The sequence below is a fragment of the Streptomyces griseomycini genome, assembly GCF_014203535.1.
In the GTDB taxonomy this organism is placed as follows: Bacteria; Actinomycetota; Actinomycetes; order Streptomycetales; family Streptomycetaceae; genus Streptomyces; species Streptomyces griseomycini.
Genome location: NZ_JACHJI010000010.1, coordinates 336,612 through 353,215, shown reverse-complemented (window position 1 = coordinate 353,215; position 16,604 = coordinate 336,612). Strand labels below are relative to the sequence as shown.

Annotated in this window: 13 protein-coding genes; 9 read left to right on the top strand and 4 right to left on the bottom strand. The window is 73.9% G+C overall.

All coding sequences use genetic code 11. From position 1 onward, the window contains the following. The 7 genes from FHS37_RS27620 to FHS37_RS27590 all read left to right on the top strand — a co-directional run. Positions 1-530 (top strand): sugar phosphate isomerase/epimerase family protein (locus FHS37_RS27620; RefSeq protein WP_184826052.1); only part of this gene is annotated, 530 nt, incomplete at its 5' end. Between the two features lie 256 nt (positions 531-786). Beyond that, complete coding sequence (locus tag FHS37_RS27615) at positions 787-2,907, top strand: PQQ-dependent sugar dehydrogenase (RefSeq protein WP_184826050.1); 2,121 nt, start codon at positions 787-789, stop codon at positions 2,905-2,907. 809 nt (positions 2,908-3,716) lie between these two features. Further along, positions 3,717-4,073: a hypothetical protein gene (locus tag FHS37_RS27610; RefSeq protein ID WP_184826048.1), complete on the top strand. Its 357-nt coding sequence runs from the start codon at positions 3,717-3,719 to the stop codon at positions 4,071-4,073. A gap of 548 nt (positions 4,074-4,621) precedes the next feature. Next, the gene (locus FHS37_RS27605; protein ID WP_229889907.1) at positions 4,622-6,130 is read left to right on the top strand and encodes a Y4yA family PLP-dependent enzyme; all 1,509 of its coding nucleotides are present in this window, start codon (positions 4,622-4,624) and stop codon (positions 6,128-6,130) included. Beyond that, complete coding sequence (locus tag FHS37_RS27600; protein WP_184826046.1) at positions 6,127-7,473, top strand: pyridoxal-phosphate dependent enzyme; 1,347 nt, start codon at positions 6,127-6,129, stop codon at positions 7,471-7,473. Before FHS37_RS27605 ends, FHS37_RS27600 begins: the two co-directional genes overlap by 4 nt. Next, a complete protein-coding gene (locus FHS37_RS27595) occupies positions 7,470-8,696 on the top strand; it encodes an aminotransferase class V-fold PLP-dependent enzyme (protein ID WP_184826044.1) in 1,227 nt (408 codons plus the stop codon). The genes FHS37_RS27600 and FHS37_RS27595 overlap by 4 nt, the downstream gene beginning before the upstream one ends. 80 nt (positions 8,697-8,776) lie before the next feature. Continuing rightward, complete coding sequence (locus FHS37_RS27590; RefSeq protein WP_184826042.1) at positions 8,777-9,577, top strand: class I SAM-dependent methyltransferase; 801 nt, start codon at positions 8,777-8,779, stop codon at positions 9,575-9,577. A gap of 22 nt (positions 9,578-9,599) precedes the next feature. Here the strand turns inward: FHS37_RS27590 and FHS37_RS27585 are convergent, their stop codons facing one another. Further along, positions 9,600-10,130, bottom strand: a complete 531-nt coding sequence (locus FHS37_RS27585) for a GNAT family N-acetyltransferase (RefSeq protein WP_229889906.1) — start codon at positions 10,128-10,130, stop codon at positions 9,600-9,602. Between the two features lie 177 nt (positions 10,131-10,307). On the opposite strand from FHS37_RS27585, the gene FHS37_RS27580 reads away from it, so the two are divergent. Continuing rightward, positions 10,308-10,610, top strand: coding sequence for a hypothetical protein (locus FHS37_RS27580; protein ID WP_184826038.1), 303 nt, complete (start codon positions 10,308-10,310; stop codon positions 10,608-10,610). Positions 10,611-10,638: 28 nt separating this feature from the next. On the opposite strand, the gene FHS37_RS27575 is transcribed toward FHS37_RS27580, so the two are convergent. After that, positions 10,639-12,747, bottom strand: coding sequence for a SpoIIE family protein phosphatase (locus tag FHS37_RS27575; protein ID WP_184826036.1), 2,109 nt, complete (start codon positions 12,745-12,747; stop codon positions 10,639-10,641). A 467-nt stretch (positions 12,748-13,214) separates the two neighbouring features. Between FHS37_RS27575 and FHS37_RS27570 the strand changes: the two genes are divergently transcribed. After that, entirely contained in the window at positions 13,215-14,420 is a 1,206-nt protein-coding gene (locus tag FHS37_RS27570) for an MFS transporter (protein ID WP_184826034.1), read from the top strand. Between the two features lie 304 nt (positions 14,421-14,724). On the opposite strand, the gene FHS37_RS27565 is transcribed toward FHS37_RS27570, so the two are convergent. Then, positions 14,725-15,744: a sigma-70 family RNA polymerase sigma factor gene (locus FHS37_RS27565; protein WP_184826032.1), complete on the bottom strand. Its 1,020-nt coding sequence runs from the start codon at positions 15,742-15,744 to the stop codon at positions 14,725-14,727. 424 nt (positions 15,745-16,168) lie between these two features. Beyond that, positions 16,169-16,417 (bottom strand): hypothetical protein, encoded by a 249-nt coding sequence (locus FHS37_RS27560; RefSeq protein ID WP_308436714.1) that lies wholly within the window; start codon positions 16,415-16,417, stop codon positions 16,169-16,171. Between the last annotated feature and the right edge of the window lie 187 nt (positions 16,418-16,604).

Below are 16,604 nucleotides of genomic sequence, written 5' to 3'. Positions count from 1 at the left end.
CCCGCCGCGAGGGCATCAAGCTCTACACCCACAACCACGACAGCGCCTACGGCTTCCTGCTCGACGGCGGCCCGCTCGACGACCAGGGCCGCCCCGCCCGCAGCTCCGGCATCCGGAAGCTGGAGTACTTCCTGGAGGTGACGGACCCGAAGAGCGTCTATCTGGAGCTGGACGTCTTCTGGGCGCACGTGGCCCAGTACAAGTTCCACACCTACACCGCCCACGACGGTTCGCAGCGCGAGAAGGTCTTCGACCCGGCCGGTCTCGTGGCCCGCAACACCGGCCGCTTCCCGCTCTTCCACGCCAAGGACGGGGCGGTCAACCCCCAGAGCGGCCTGGGTTACGACATGGTGCCGTTCGGCACGGGAGACATCGACTACCGGAAGTTCTTCGTCCGGGTGGGTGCGAAGAACCACCACAACCCGATGGTCGAGCAGGACAACGCGCCGAGCTCCACCGACCCCGGCCAGTCGCTGCGCTTCGCGAAGACCGGCTACGACAACCTCGCGGCCCTGCGCGCCCGCCGCTGACGGAACGCCACCGGCCCGACCCGCCCGGCGCCTCGGCGCGGGGCGGGTCCCCGGGCGTGCCCGAAAACGCCCGGAACACCCGGACAATCTTTCCCCGATAAAGTTGAAACTTTGTCCTTGACGAGTTGAAAGTGGGCGCTCTAGCGTCCAACTGACTCACTTCCCAAGGGTTTTCACCCGTTTCGCTCTGCAGTGGCCGGCCGGGGCCGAGCGCCCACTCTCTTGCGGGCCGCTGACCAGACCAGAGGAGTTCTGAGTGCGCAACAGACGGATCGTCACCCTCATGGGGGCGGCGACACTGGCCGGAGCCGTCGGGCTCCTGCCCCTGTCCCCGGCCCAGGCCGCGAAATCGGACCCCGCACCGCCGGCCGCGTCGGACTTCCAGAAGGTCACCCTCAACGACCGTCCGGGCGAGCCCATGGCCCTCGCCGTCCTGCCCGACTCGCGGGTGCTGCACACGGCGCGCACGGGAGAGGTCCGGATCCACGACCCCGAGAGCGGCGTCAACTTCCTCGCCGCCGACATGAAGAAGAGCCCCGCCGGCCTCTACCAGCACGACGAGGAAGGCGTGCAGGGCATCGCCGTCGACCCGGACTTCGCCAAGAACCACTGGGTCTACCTCTACTACTCGCCCCGCCTCGACACCCCCATGGACGACCCGGCCACCCCGGGCGTCAACGAGGGGGACGCACCGGAGTACGGCACGGCCGCGGACTTCGCCGAGTACAAGGGCGTCACGCGACTGTCGCGGTTCAAGCTCGAGGGCAACAAGCTCGATTTCGACTCCGAGCAGAAGATCCTCGACGTCCCGGCCGACCGCGGCATCTGCTGCCACGTCGGCGGCAAGATCGACTTCGATCGCAAGGGCAACCTGTTCCTGTCGACCGGTGACGACTCCAACCCGTTCGCCTCGGACGGCTACGCCCCGCTCGACGACCGCGCCGACCGCAACCCGGCCTACGACGCGCGGCGCACCTCGGGCAACACCAACGACCTGCGCGGCAAGGTCCTGCGCATCAAGGTCAAGCGCGACGGCAGCTATGTGGTGCCGCGCGGCAACCTCTTCGCGCCGGGCACCCCGAAGACCCGTCCCGAGATCTACGCCATGGGTCTGCGCAACCCCTTCCGCTTCGCGGTGGACGACAGGACCGGTGAGGTCTACGTCGGCGACTACTCGCCCGACGCCAACGAGGCGAACCCGGACCGCGGCCCGGCCGGCCACGGCCGCTGGATGGTCATCGACCGCCCCGCCAACTACGGCTGGCCGTTCTGCGTGACCCGGGACATGCCGTACCAGGACTACGACTTCGCCACCCAGAAGTCGAGCGGCGCGTTCGACTGCGCCAAGCCGGTCAACGACTCGCGCCACAACACCGGCCTGAGCAAGCTGCCGCCGGTCACGGACGCCGAGATCGTCTACGGCTACGGCGCCTCCGAGGAGTTCCCCGAGCTCGGCACGGGCGGCATCGGCCCCATGGGCGGCCCGGCGTACCGCTACGACAAGCGGAACAAGGCCGAGAACCGCTGGCCCGCCTACTTCGACGGCAAGCCGCTCTTCTACGAGTGGACCCGCGACCAGATGAAGGCCATCACCCTCGGCAAGAAGAACGAGGTCGAGAAGATCGAGGACGCGATCCCCTCGGTCATCACGGACGGCCCGATCGACGCCGAGTTCGGCCCCGACGGGGCGCTGTACGTCCTCGAGTACGGCACCGGGTACTTCGCGGAACTGCCCGAGGCCCAGCTCTCCCGCATCGACTTCACCCGGGGCAACCGCACCCCGGAGCCCAAGGTCGCCGCGGACGTGGTCAACGGGACCACCCCGCTGACGGTCCAGTTCTCCAGCGCCGGCACCAAGGACGCCGACGGCGACGCCCTCAGCTACGCCTGGGACTTCGACGCCGACGGCACCGTGGACTCCACGGAGGCGAACCCGAAGCACACGTTCACCGAGAACGCCGTCTTCGACGTCACGCTGAAGGTCACCGACAGCACCGGGCGCTCGGCCTCCGCGTCGGTTCCCGTCGTGGTCGGCAACAAGGCGCCGGTCGTCTCGCTCACGACCGACCCGGCTCCGCACGGCGGCACTCCGTTCCACTGGGGTGACACGGTCACCTGGGAGGTCACCGTCACCGACGACCAGCCGGTGGACTGCTCGAGGGTCACCGTCTCGTTCATCCTCGGCCACGACTCGCACGGTCATCCGCTGTCCACGAGCACCGGATGCTCCGGATCGTTCAAGACGTTCGTGGACGGCGGTCACGCCGGTGCGGACAACCTGAGGGCGGTCTTCAACGCCACCTACCAGGACTCCCCTCCGGAGGGCCTGCCGTCCCTCTCGGGCAGCGCCGAGGTCGCGCTGACGCCGGCCGACTGACCGGCGGCAGGGACACGGGGAGGACACGGAGACGGGGCGCCGTCCCCGGGGACGGCGCCCCGTCTCCGCTCCTGCGACGCCCGCCGGGCGGGACCACCTCGGCCGGCGGGCCGCGGCGATGGCTTCCGGGATCCGCCGGGATCCGAAGGCCCAAGGACCACGAAGGAGGGATCGCCCAGGACCACCGCACACACGCCGCGGGGCCGTGGACGCCGGGCCCACCCCACCGGTCACGGACGCGGAGCGCCGGAACGGCCGGGACGCCTCCCCCCGATGCCGGCGGTGTCCACGGCGGCGCGTGGCACGGTCCGGTGTTCGTCCTCACCCACCACCCGGAGGGCGCGCCGCCCGCCGACGGCGTGACCTTCCTGAGCTGCGACGCGGCCGAGGCGGTCCGGATCGGACGGGAGGCCGCAGGCGGCAAGGACCCGGAGGTCTTCTCGCCCACGACCGGCCGGCAGCTCCTCGAGCGCGGACCGATCGACGGGATCGACCTCCCCGTCGTGCCGGTGCCGCTCGGTGACGGAATCCCCGGTTGTTCGACACCCCGGAGGCGCCCCCGTGCGGCTCGGGCAGCTCGACGGCGGCGACCGCACGGCCGCGGTGGGCGTGCGCCACCGCCCGGCCGCGGCCGGACGACGGCTTCCGGGCCCCGGGGCTCGATCCCCGCAGGGGACCGGAGAACCTCCTCACGGGCGCCACCCCGGTTCACGCCGGGGCTGCCGTGCGCTTCCGTACGGACAGGACCTCGTGTGCGGGCCCTGATACCGGGTAGTCGGCCGGAAAGGCCGAATCATGAGGTGAGAGCGATGCTCATGTTGACGCTCCTGCTGGTGCTGGCCACCGGAGCCTTCGCGGCCCTCGCCGTCCTGGAGAACTTCTCCGGGGGACCCGAGTACACGGTGGAGATGTTCGGCAACCAGATGGCGACGCTGAGCGCGCCGGGACTCTTCCTCTCCGGCGTGGCGCTGACGCTGATCTTCTGTCTGGGGCTCGCCGCGCTCGCCGCCGGCCTCAAGCGGCGGCACCGTATGCGTGCGACCCGCGCGTCCGGACCGACGGCATCCACGGCGGAGGGACCGATGGGGTCCACGGCGGAGGGACGCAAGGCGCGGCGACCGCAGCCCGCTCACCGTCACCGGGGTCTGCACCTCTTCGGACACTGACGGATTCCCGGCGCGCGGCGTTCCCGGCCGCCTCGCGGGCCGGGACGACGAGTGAGGCGGCTGCTGTGCGGGCGACGCTCTCACCGGGCCGTGTCGCCGGCATCCGGGTGGGCGTGCACCGGAGCGTCCTGGTCGTCCTCGCCGTGATCCTGGTGGGACCGGCGGAGGACGGCCGGGCGGAACCCCGTGAACCGCCGCGCCGATCCTCCGGCAGGTCCTCGTCCCGGTGGCGGACCGGAACGCCGCCTCGTCGAGGCGCCCCGACCGGCAGGTGTCCGGACCTCAGCCGGACGCCCGGCTCGAAGTCCCCGCACGACTCCGGTTCCGGGGCCGGCGGGGGTTCTTCGGCGGTGGTGCGCGGTGCGGGGCGCACGAGGGGAGGGGGACGGCACGTCGAAGCCCCGGCGGGGGCCGCGTACGTGCCGCGCGAGGCGGCCGGGTTGTCCCGGTTCACGGTCCGGTGAGGCTTAGCGGCGTGTGTACCTGGAAACGACTACCCCCGAACGATTGTCGCGGTGACGGTCGGCCGACACGGGGAGGGGTCTTACGTGGATGTGCCCTTATATCTGAGGCCGCGGGTGGAACCACCGCTCGCCTCGCTGCTGGGGGCCGTACCGTTTCTGCACTCGCTCGTCGACGCGCTGGGGTCCCCGCTCAACGTGCTGCTCCCCGAGGCCGTCGCCGAGAACGCCCGGCGCTTTCGCTCCGTCTACCGTCGCCACCGTCTCGCGGGGCGGGTGTACTTCGCGCACAAGGCGAACCGGTCCAGCGCCCTGGTGCGGAGGCTGGCGGCCGAGGACCCGGCCGCCGTCGGCGTCGACGTCGCCTCCCTGGAAGAACTCCGGCACGCGCTGAGCTGCGGCTTCACCGGGGACCGGATCATGGCCACCGGGCCCAAGGACCCGGAGTTCCTGTGGCTGGCGGCCCGGGTGGGGGCGACGGTGAACCTCGACTCGCCGGGCGAGCTGGAACGACTGGCCGGCCTGGTGCGCGGGTACGGGCTGGGCCGGGTCGACGTGCTGGTGCGCCTGTCCGGATTCGAGTCGGCCGCCGGGCACGGGGGAGCGGGCACCCGGCTGCTCTCCCGCCGCAGCCGCTTCGGCACCCCGGTGCGGGACGCGCCGGCACTGGTGTCGGCCCTGGAACGACACGCGGACGCCGTCGAGTTGACCGGTGCCGCCTACCACCTGGACACCACCGGCGTGGAGGAGAAGGTCCGGGCCCTGGAACAGTGCGTGCTGTTCATGGACGAGTGCCGGGCGCGGGGCTTCGCGCCGCGTGCCGTCGACATCGGCGGCGGATTCGGCGTCGGCTACGTCGACGACGCCGGGGAGTGGGAACGCTGGACCACCGCGCTGAGCGAGGCGGTGCTCGGCGGCCGCCCGCCCCTGACCTGGCGCGGCCACGGCTACGGGCTGCGCAACGAGGGCGGCACGGTGCGCGGGGCGGCCGCCCTGTACCCCGGCCACCGGCCCACCGCCGGCCCCGGCTACCTCGACGAACTGCTCTCGCTGCCCGCACCGGTCCTGGGCCGCCCGCCGGCCACCCTCCTCCTGGAGCACCTCCACGACCTGTACGTCGAACCCGGCCGCTCCCTGGTCGACCAGTGCGGACTGTCGCTGGCGCGGGTGCGGGACGTGCGGCCCGCGGGGGAGGAGCCCGGCCGGTACCTGGTGCGCCTCGGCATGAACGCCGGGGACGTCAGCCTGGAGGAGCACGGGGTGCTCGTGGACCCCGTGCTGCTGCCGCGCGGCGGACCGGAGGAAGAACCGGGGAAGGGGGAGGAGGGACCGGTCGGAGTGTTCCTCGTCGGCAATCTCTGCCTGGAGGCCGACCTGATCACCCGGCGCCTGGTCTTCCTCCCCCGGCTGCCGCGCGCGGGCGACCTGCTGGCCTTCGCCAACACCGCCGGGTACGCGATGGACTTCCACGCCCACCACGCGCAGCGGCAGCCGGTCGCGCGGACGGTCGCGGTGGAGGAGCGGGGCGGCTCCTGGCGCTGGTGCCCGGACGAGGACTACTGGCCGATCACACACCCGGGGGGAACGCCCGCATGAGGTACGACAGCGTCACGGAGGCCATCGGCAACACCCCGCTGGTGCGCATCGACCCGGCCGTGCACGGGCTGCGCACCATCGACCTCTACGCGAAGCTGGAGATGCTCAACCCGTTCGGGTCGGTCAAGGACCGGCCCGCCTGGCACATGGCCCGGCCCCACCTGGAGGGCGCGGCCGGCGGGGACGGGACGGTCGTGGAACTCTCCAGCGGCAACACGGCCAAGGCCCTCGCCCTGCTGGCCGGTCTGCACGGGCTGAGGTTCAAGAGCGTCACCAACCGGATGCGCGTCCCCGAGATCAAGGAACTGCTCCTGCTCCTCGGCGCCGAGATCGAGGAGCTGCCGGGGCGCAGCGAGTGCCTCGACCCGACCGACACGGACGATCCGCTGACCCACTTCCACCGGGCGCTCTCGGACCCGGGGAGCACCTACCTGCACACCGACCAGTACTTCAACCCGCGCAACGTCGAGGCGCACGCGGCGGGCACCGGACCCGAGATCGTCAAGGACCTCGACGGGCGGGCACCGGACTGGTTCGTCGCCTGCGTGGGCACGGCCGGTTCGTCGACCGGCGTCGCCAGGGTCCTGCGCGAGCACGACCCGCAGGTGCGGGTCCTCGGACTGGTCGCCGACAAGTCGGACTTCATCCCCGGCATCCGCACCATCGACGAGGTCCACCAGGTCGGCCTGTTCGACCCGGCGACGTACGACGCCATCGAGCCGGTGACCTCCGGCGAGGCCATCGACGGGATGATCACCCTCATCCGCCGCTGCGGCCTGCTGTCCGGGCCGACCGGAGGCGCCGCCTACCAAGGGGCGGTGCGGCACCTGCGGAGGATCGACTCGGAGGTAGAGCGGTCCGAGGGGCCGGGGCGCCGCCGGACGGCGGTCTTCATCGTGTGCGACCGGGCCGAGAGCTACCTGAGCTATGTGCGTCAGCGCCGTCCGGAACTCCTGGGCCGGGCGGCCCGGGGGCAGGTGGCCGCGGCCCTCACCGACGCCGAGGCGCGCGCGGAGGCCCGCGTCATCGGCGTCGACGACGCCCGGCGCTGGACCGCGCAGGGCGACCCCCGCCCGCTCGTCGTCGACCTGCGCAGCCCGCACGCCTACGCCGCCCTGCACATCGAGGGCTCGGTCAACATCGTCGACGAGCTGTTCGAGGAACTGGTCCGGGGCGGGCTCCCGTTCGACAAGCGGACACCGGTCCTGCTGGCCTGCCCCGTCGGCGAGAAGTCGCTCCGCCACGCCGCGCTGCTGACCCGGATGGGACACCCCGACGTCCGGAGCCTGGCGGGCGGAATCGTCGCGTGGCGGGACGCGGGCGCACCGCTGGTGCGCGCATGAGCGCGGTGCGTCCGATCCCCGGGGCCGAGCACGACGGGGAGACGTCGTGGCAGCGGGAGCTGAGGGAACAGTTCCCCATCGTCACCGCCCATCCGGAGCTGGCGTACCTCGACAGCGCGGCGACGTCCCAGAAGCCGCGGGCCGTGCTGGAGGCCGTCCAGGCCTACCTCACCACGTCGAACGCCAACGCGGGCCGGGGAACCTACCCCTGGGCCAACCGGACCACGGACCTGGTGGAAGGGACCCGGGAGCGGGTCAAGGAGTTCCTGCGCGACCCCGAACCGGACCGCTCCGCCGTCCACTTCACCGGCGGCACCACCGAGGGCCTGCGCACCGTCGCCCGCGACTGGCTCGTCCCGTACCTCACCGACGGCGACGAGATCCTCGTGCCGTACGCCGACCACCGGGCCAATCTGGACCCCTGGCTCGAGGCCCGGCGGCTGCTGGCCGAGCGCGGCGTCGACGTACGCGTCCGGGCCCTGCCGGTCCAGGCGGTCTCGGGCGACTACGACCACCGCCGCCTCGGCGAGGTCGTCGGACCACGGACCCGTTTCGTGGCCGCCACGCACGTCCACCACGTCTACGGCGGCGACATGAACGTGCACCGCATCCGTGCGGCGGTCGGCCCGGACGTGCCGATCTGCCTGGACGCGGCGCAGAGCGTCGGACACCTGCCGCTCGGCCTGGACGATCCCGCGCTCGACGTCGACTTCGTGGTCTTCTCCGGACACAAGGCGATGGCCCTGCCCGGGACGGGGGCGGTGTGGGCGCGCAACGCGCGGGGGCCGGCCTTCCGGCCGGCCGGCTGGCAGGGCACGCCCAACACGGTGGGCATCGTGTCGCTGCGGGCCGCGCTCGACTGGCTCGACGCGGCCGGACCGGACCGGATCGCGCGCTGGACGGCCGGCCTCACGACCCGGCTGACCGACCGGCTGCGGCACCTCGACCCGTACGAGGTCCTCGGCTGCCCCGCCGGCCTGGCCGCCGACTCCGCGCTCCCCGCGGCCCAGCGCCGCCACGGCATCGTCACCTTCCGGCACCGCGGCATCCCGTCCGACGACCTCGGATTCGTCCTCTACAGCCACGGCTTCATGGTGCGGGCCGACAGCCTCTGCCAGGCCGGCGCGGACGAGAAGGACGGAGCGGTGCGGGTGAGCCTGCACGTGTACAACACGGTGGAGGAGATCGACCGGTTGCTGGCCGTCCTCGCGTCCTTGACGTGAAAGGCAACTGATAACCGTTTCCACCTGTAGATTCGGCCGTGTCCGCGGACAGGCGAGAGACGGAAGAGGTGCGCGACCGGATGGGCGTGAGCATGGCGGCGGCCAGGGCGTGGGTGGAGCGCTGGGAACGGCAGCAGGAGCGCTACGCGGTGGCCCGCGAGGAGCGGTTCACCGTGATCACGGACGTCGTCGAGCACGTCACGGCCGGCCGCACCCGGCCGCTCCTGCTCGACCTGGGCTGCGGTCCCGGTTCCCTGTCCGCCCGGCTCGCCGGCCGCCTGCCGGACGCGGAGATCGTCGCCGTCGACATGGATCCGCTGCTGCTGGAGCTGGGCCGCACCCACCACGCCGACGCCGCCCGCTACGTCGACACGGTGATCGGCGAGGAGGGCTGGACCGACGCCCTCGGGCTGGAGCGCCCCCTGGACGCCGCCGTCTCGACGACGGCCCTGCACTACCTCCCCGAGCCGGTGCTGCTGGACACCTACCGCCGTCTCGCCGCCCTGCTGCGCCCCGGCGGCGCCCTCGTCAACGGCGACCACTTCCCGCCGGGGGAAGCGCCGTGCGCGGACCTCACCGCGTACGTGGGCCGCCGCCGCGCCGAACGGACGGGCGGTCACGCCCACGAGGACTGGCGGTCCTGGTGGGCCGCGGCGGCCCGGGACCCCGAACTCGCCGACCTGTTCCTGGAGCGTGAGCGGCGCCGGGCGGCCTCTGGAGGGGGCGGGGGCGACGAGGACCTGACGGCGTGCCGCCACGCCGAGCTGCTGCGGCGGGCGGGTTTCCGCCACGTCACGCCGGTCTGGCAGGTCGGCGACAGCGCCGTGCTGGTGGCGGTCAAGGACGCCCCGCCCGTGGCCGACGCCGCCGGCCGGGCGTGAGGCCGCAGCGGGACGGGCGGCCTCAGAGGGCCAGGCTCATCAGGATCTCGTCACGGTCGTCACCGGGCGCCACCCGCAGCGCGCCCGGCCAGCGGCCGACCTCCGTCCACCCGGCCTTGCGGTAGAAGTCCTCCAGCCCCAGACCGGCCCTCGCGGTGAGCTGCAGTCGCTCCAGGCCCATCTCCTCGCGCGCGACGCCGGTGACGCGGTGCATCAGCGCGGCGCCGACGCCCAGCCCCCGGAAGCGCACGTGTGTCTGGACGTGGTTCACCACACCGCAGTGCGCCACGAGGGGATGCGGCTCACGGCGCAGCAGCAGCCAGCCCGCGAGCGCGCCGCCGACGGTCGCCAGGAGGAGCCTGCTCCGCTGCGGAGAGAGCCCCCGGACGATCCGCTCCACCGCCGGTCCGACCATCGACGCGGTCACCGGAGGCAGCGGGCAGTCCATGGGGACGACCGCCCCGCCGGCGTTGACGACCGCCACCCAGCAGCCGGTGAGGTCCCGCCTGACGGACGCGGTGGCGTCCCGGGCCCGGGTGATCTGTGCGATCACGGGCGCGTGCACTGTCTCGTACGCTGTCACACCCGGCAGCCTGCCCACGCGCCGCGGCGGTCGCACACGCGTCTCCCGCGCGTGCGCGGCGGCGGCCGCCGTCCTATGTTGATTCGGTAACGCGGCACCGGCCGCCGAACGGACGGCCGCCCGGACGACCCGCATCGGGAGTGCGCCATGACGTCCGCCACCGAGCATCCCACCCACGAGGCCCACGGCCACCGGCACGAGGAAGGCTGCGGGCACGTCGCCGTTCCGCACGGGGACCACGTCGACTACGTGCACGACGGGCACATCCACCGCCCTCACGACGGTCACGTGGACGAGTGCACGACCTCCGGCCACGTGCCGCACGAAGGACATGAGCACCGGCACGAGGAAGGCTGCGGGCACGTCGCCGTTCCGCACGGGGACCACGTCGACTACGTGCACGACGGGCACCGGCACGCCGCTCACGCGGACCACTGGGACGACCACTGAGCCGTCCGCGCGGTCGGGGCGCGATCGCTCACGGCGGGCCGGGGACCCCGTCGTCCCGGGTGGTGGTCGCCGGGTCGTCCACCGGGCCGAGGAGGAGCAGGGCGATGTCGTCCCCCGGGTTGGGGGCGTGTCGGATGAGGGTGTCGGCCATGGCGTCGAGGTCGGTCGGTTCCGCGTGCTCCACGAGCCCTGCCAGGGTGGCGGTGGCGTCGTCGAAGTCGACCCCCGGGGCTTCGACGAGCCCGTCGGTGTAGAGGACGAGCACACAGCCGGGGGGCAGCGGGAACTCCAGCGTCGGGTACGGGGTGTCCGGGGCGATGCCGAGGAGGAGGCCGGGCGGGACGCGGAGGAGCTCGGTGCGTCCGTCCGCGTGGCGCAGCAGCGGCGGCGGGTGCCCGGCGGTGGCCAGGCAGGCGCGTCGGCGGGCGAGGTCGAGGTGGATGTAGAGGCAGCTGGTGAACAGGCCGGGGTCGAGGTCGGTGAGGAGGCGGTTGGTGCCGGCCAGGACGTGATCGGGGGGTGCGCCGACGGCGGCGTGGGCGTGGACGGCGGTGCGGACCTGTCCCATGAGGGCGGCGGCGTCCACGTTGTGCCCCTGTACGTCGCCGATGGCGGCGGCCGCGGTGTGCTCGTCGAGGCGGATGAGGTCGTAGAAGTCGCCGCCGATGCCCAGTCCGCGGGCGGCGGGCAGGTAGCGGGCGGCGACCTGCAGTCCGGGGACGTGGGGCAGGCTGCGGGGCAGCAGGGCGGACTGCAGGCGGTGGGCGAGGTCGTGTTTCCTGTCGTAGAGGCGGGCGCGGTCAAGGGCCTGGCCGACCAGGCCGGCCAGGGAGGTGAGGACGGCGCGCTCACCGGGCGGGAAGGCACGGGGCCGGCGGTAGGAGACGAGGAGGGAGCCGATGGGGTGGCCGGAGGCGATCAGCGGCAGCACGGCCCAGGAGGCCATCCCGTCCTCGTGCACGGCGGACGGGTAGTCGTGGTGGAGGTCGGCGAAGGACGTGAAGAAGCCCGGGACGCCGGTGGTCAGGACCCTGACGGCGGGGATGTCCAGGTTCAGGGGAACGCCGTCGAAGCGGTTCATCAGTCCGGTGCTGTAGCCGCGATGGCCGTGGATCTTCAGGCGGCCGTCCTCGGCGGTCATCAGCACCATGCCCTGTGCACCGAGGGCGGGCAGGAGCTGGTCGGCGGCCTGGTCGACCACGTCCTGCACGCCGACGGCCTCGGTCAGGGTGGCGGCCAGGTGCATCAGGTGGTACAGCATGATGGCGCGGCTGGGGCCCGCGGCCGGCTCGGACGACGGCGCGGGAGGGCCCTCGGACGGGTCGGCGCCGGTGATGCGGACGCTGATGCCGGAGGGGTCCGGGTACAGCTCGAAGGACAGCCACACGTCCGGGGGGCGCAGGACGGTGAAGGCCTGGGGCCGGCGGCTGACCATCGCGGCCCGGTAGCGGTCCTCGACCTGGGGGACGTCCATCCACGGCAGCGCCTCCCAGGGCAGGGCGCCCACCAGGTCGGCCGGATCGGCACCGAGAAGGTCGGCGGCGGCCGGCGTGACGAAGGTGACGCGGCCGTTCGCGCCCAGCGCGCAGGACCCTCCGGGCAGGCGGTCGACGAAGGCCGCGACCGCCGCCGCCTCGTCGGGTGGGACCGGGCGTCCGGCCGACGGGGACAGGGTCCGTGGCCGACCGGGGGGCGGCAGCGGGTCGCCGCGGTCCGCGGCCTGTTGCAGGAGGGTGCCCAGGCGGCGGCAGCCCGTCTCGATGGCGTCGCGTTCGCCGGTGCTCAGCTGCGGTGGACGACCCCCGGGCCACAGCAGCACCAGTCCGCCGCGGACCGCGGCGCTCGAAGTGACGGGGGCGGCCGACAGCGCGAAGTCGTACGGCAGCACGAGCGCCGGCCGCGGGTAGTGGCGCGCCATCTCCTCCTGACCGGCGATCCACACCAGGCGCCGCTCGCGCACGGCGTCGGCCACCGGCATCGGATCGGTCAGCGCGACCCGCCTCCACGGAGCCGCGATCTCGTACGGGGCCCCCGCCACGACGACCAGCCACAACGCGTTGTCGCCCGGCGGCAGTACGTACAGCAGCCCGCCGAACGCACCGGTTTCCCGCACCACGGCGGCCATCGCGGTGTCCATCAGCCGTCCAGGTGAAACCGCAGGGGTGGGGAGGCCGACCCGGGGCCGCTCCTCCCGGCCGCGTCCTGCCGCGCACCGCCGGCGGTCCGCCGCCGGCGCCGCGCCCGCCCAGCCGCTCGCCGGAGCGCCGGACCGCGGCAACGGCCGTGCCCCGTCGGTTCCGGTAGGGCCGTGTCACACCAGCCACACCGAACAGCGTCCATATGCGGACACTACGCCCAACTTTTCGCGGCGGCATCCAGGCACCGTGCCGTGTCGAGCGCCGGCCCCCGTCCCGGGTTCCGCCGGGGCGGCCAGGGCGCACCCGGCGGATGGTCCGGTGAGGGCCGCGTGGTGTCCTGCGCGTCGAAGGGGCCGGCGCGCCGCAGCGGCCGCCCGCGTGTCTTCCCGTGTTCCCGGCCCGGCGGCCGGAACGGTGCCGGAACCAGGAGTGTACGTTCGTACGCTCTCGATATAGGCTCGCGCGCATGACTGTGGACGTACTGCGCCGGCCCGCCCCGGCCGATCGGCAGGCCCGCGCGGCCGTCGCCGTGCTCTTCTTCACCAACGGGGCCCTGTTCGCCAACCTCCTGCCGCGCTATCCGCAGATCAAGGCGGACCTCGGCATCGGCAACGCCGCCTACGGGCTGGCCGTCGCGGCGTTCCCGACGGGTGCCATCGCGGCCGGCCTGGCGGCCGGGGTGCTCGTCCGCCGGTTCGGGTCGGCGCGCGTGGCGGTGGCCGGCACCCTGCTGACCGGCGTCGGGGTCCTCGCCGCCGGCCTGGCCGACTCGGTGGCGGTGTTCGCGGCAGCGCTGTTCCTGGCCGGGGCGATGGACGCGATCACCGATGTCGCGCAGAACGCCCACGGTCTGCGCGTGCAGCGCCGCTACGGACGCTCCATCATCAACTCCTTCCACGCCATCTGGTCCATCGGCGCCGTCGCCGGGGGATCCATGGCGGCCGCCGCGATCGCGCTCGACCTGTCACGCGGGCGGCACCTGCTGGTCTCTGCGGTGGTGTTCACCGTCGCCGCCTGCGCCGCCCTGCGGTTCTGCCTGCCCGGCCCCGACACCGAGCCGGACGGGAAGGAGACGGACACCGACGACCGGAAGCCGCGACGACAGCCCCCGGCGGCCCTGCGCACCGAATACGTGCTGGCCGCGCTCGTGCTCATCGCCACGGCCGGCACGCTCGTCGAGGACGCGGGCAACTCCTGGGCCGCGCTCTACCTCTCCGATTCGCTCGGCGCGCCGGTGACGCTCGCGGCCACCGGCTACATCGCCCTGGTCGGCGCCCAGTTCGTGGGCCGTCTCCTCGGCGACCGGCTCGTCGACCGGTTCGGCCAGCGCGCGGTGGCCCGCGCCGGCGGGCTCGTCGCCGCGGCCGGGATGGGCCTGGCACTGGCCGTGCCCACCGTGTCCGGGACGATCCTCGGTTTCGCCGCGGCCGGGTTCGGAGTGGCGACCCTGGTGCCCGCGGCCATGCACGAAGCCGACGAACTGCCCGGCCTCAAACCCGGATCGGGACTGACGATCGTCTCCTGGCTCATGCGCCTGGGCTTCCTGCTCTCCCCGCCCGTCGTCGGGCTCGTCGCCGACGCCGCCGGCCTCCGGACGGGCCTGCTGGCGGTGCCCCTGGCCGGACTGCTCGTGGTCCTGTTCGCCGGAGTGCTGCAACCCCGGCGACGCTGAACGGCGGCCGCACCGAGAACTTCGCGGGACCCGTTCCCGCACGGGCGGGGACCAGGCCGCCGGGGCGGAGAGCCGGGGGAGCGGCACGGTGCTCCGGCGACGGGGAGCGACTCGCTGTCCGTGCGCCTTCGCCTCCTCGGCGACGGCGGTGCGAGGTGGCGGCGAGCCGCTCCCCGCGGGCGGGGACCTCCCGGGTCCGGCGTCGCGCCGGACCCGGCACGCCGGGCCGGCCTGACCGCGGACCCCCGCGCGCACGGCGGACCGGCACGGTCCCGCATCGACCCGGACCGTGCGGGGCGCCAGGTCAGCCCGCCCACGCCAGGAGCCGCTCGCCCTGTTCCCGCTCCCGCAGGTGCGCCAGCGACTGCTTCTCCAGCTGACGGACGCGTTCGCGGGTCAGACCCACGTGCTCGGCGACCTCCTGCAGCTTGCGCGGCCGTCCGTCGTGCAGGCCGTACCGCAGGCTGAGGATCAGCGCCTCGCGCGGCGCGAGCGTGTCGATGGCCCCCCTGAGTTCCTCGGCGAGCGCCTGGAACTCGGCGACCTCCGGCGCCTGCAGGACGTCGGTGTCGGGGATGAGGTCGCCGACGACCGTGTCGCCGGTGTCGTCCACGGGGGTGTCCAGGCTGACCACCTGCCGTCCGACCCGGCGCAGCCAGGCGACCCTGTCCTCCGCGATACCGCTCTCGCCGGCCACCTCCTCGACCGTCGGCTCCCGGTCGAGACGGAGCTGCAGCCTGCGTTCGACCTTGCCGAGCTTCTGCAGCTGCTCCACGACGTGCACCGGCAGCCGTACCGTGCGGGCGTGCGTCGCCACGCCCCGTTCGATGGCCTGGCGGATCCACCAGGTCGCATAGGTGGAGAACTTGAACCCCTTGGTGTGGTCGAACTTCTCCACGGCCCTGATCAGTCCCAGGTTGCCCTCCTGGATGACGTCGAGCAGGGGCAGGCCGCGGTGGGCGTGGCGCTTCGCCATCGACACCACGAGCCGGAGGTTGGCGCGGATCATGTGGTCCTTGGCCGCCTGCCCGTCGCGCACGGCCGCCTCCAGCTCGCGCCGCCGCTCCCGCGTCAGGTCGCGGTCGCCGCTCCCGGCCCGCTCCAGTTCCTCCACGGCGCGCAGACCGGCCTCGATGCGCTGCGCCAGCCGCACCTCGTCCTCCGCGTCGAGCAGTGGCGTCGCCCCGATCTGCCGCAGGTACTGGCCCAGGAGGTCCGGTTCCTGATCGGGTTCGGGGAGGGCGCTGAGCCGCTTCCCGGCGCGGGCCGGGAGCCGACGACCGCCTTGTGCGGACGCCGTCGGCCTTCTTGTCGCGGGAGCCATCGTCGCGCTCCTCTTCTTCCCACGTTCCGGACGTCCCGGGTACCCGGGGGGGGCGTGGGCGAACCCACGGGCCCGCCCACCACGGCGGGGTCGTCCCCCGGCGCACCGGTCACGCCCGGGGACCGCCTTCCGGCAGAGCCGCCGGTCCCCGGGGCCCGGGCGGACGCCTCCGGGCGCAACGACGTCAGCGGGTGCCCGCAGGACGACGGCCGGCCCGCTGCGCGGCCTCTCGGGGGCTCCGCGTACCTTGCCGCACCCCTCAGGACGACCAAGGGCCCGTCGCGCCGGCCGGCCACCCGTACGGAGGTGCCGTCGTCACCGGCGACCGGCTCGGTGCGGGCACCGCCGGGGCCCGGGCGCTCGTGGCCACGGAGGGCCGTCCGATCGGCGGGCCCCCTCGCCGGGCCACGGCGGCTCGGTCAGATCATCGGAACGGCGCCGGCCCGCCCCACGCCAGGGCCGTTCGGCCCTGGGCCGCTCCTACGGACCGGACCGTCCGCGCGTCCTGCACGACCCGTTCCACCTGGCTGCGCAGCCGGTCCCGCAGCCGGTCCGCGAGCTCCCGGACGCCGGCCTCCCGGGCGTGGACGACGAGGAGGGCGTCGCCCACCCGGACCTCGGCCCCGGCCGACCACGGCTGCTCGGAGCGGGGCGCCGCCTTCGTGGCCCGCACGTCGCCGCTGACCGCCCCCGGCCCGTACCCGCACGGTGCCGGGGGGCCGGTCGGGCGCCGGTGTCCTCGAGGGGCGTGTGCTCGGGGGGGGGCGTGTGCCCGGCTCCTTGTGATCGCTGCGTGGCTCCAGCGTGCCGCGAGCCCCTCCCGGTCCCAGGGCCGTCCGGCCCCGGCACCGGGACCACGG

Bases quoted from the DNA above. Each gene is read 5' to 3' on its own strand.
- FHS37_RS27595 (WP_184826044.1), top strand. From the start codon at position 7,470: ATGAGCGCGGTGCGTCCGATCCCCGGGGCCGAGCACGACGGGGAGACG.
- FHS37_RS27580 (WP_184826038.1), top strand. From the start codon at position 10,308: ATGACGTCCGCCACCGAGCATCCCACCCACGAGGCCCACGGCCACCGG.
- FHS37_RS27570 (WP_184826034.1), top strand. From the start codon at position 13,215: ATGACTGTGGACGTACTGCGCCGGCCCGCCCCGGCCGATCGGCAGGCC.
- FHS37_RS27600 (WP_184826046.1), top strand. From the start codon at position 6,127: ATGAGGTACGACAGCGTCACGGAGGCCATCGGCAACACCCCGCTGGTG.
- FHS37_RS27590 (WP_184826042.1), top strand. From the start codon at position 8,777: ATGGGCGTGAGCATGGCGGCGGCCAGGGCGTGGGTGGAGCGCTGGGAA.
- FHS37_RS27565 (WP_184826032.1), bottom strand. From the start codon at position 15,744: ATGGCTCCCGCGACAAGAAGGCCGACGGCGTCCGCACAAGGCGGTCGT.
- FHS37_RS27610 (WP_184826048.1), top strand. From the start codon at position 3,717: ATGCTCATGTTGACGCTCCTGCTGGTGCTGGCCACCGGAGCCTTCGCG.
- FHS37_RS27575 (WP_184826036.1), bottom strand. From the start codon at position 12,747: ATGGACACCGCGATGGCCGCCGTGGTGCGGGAAACCGGTGCGTTCGGC.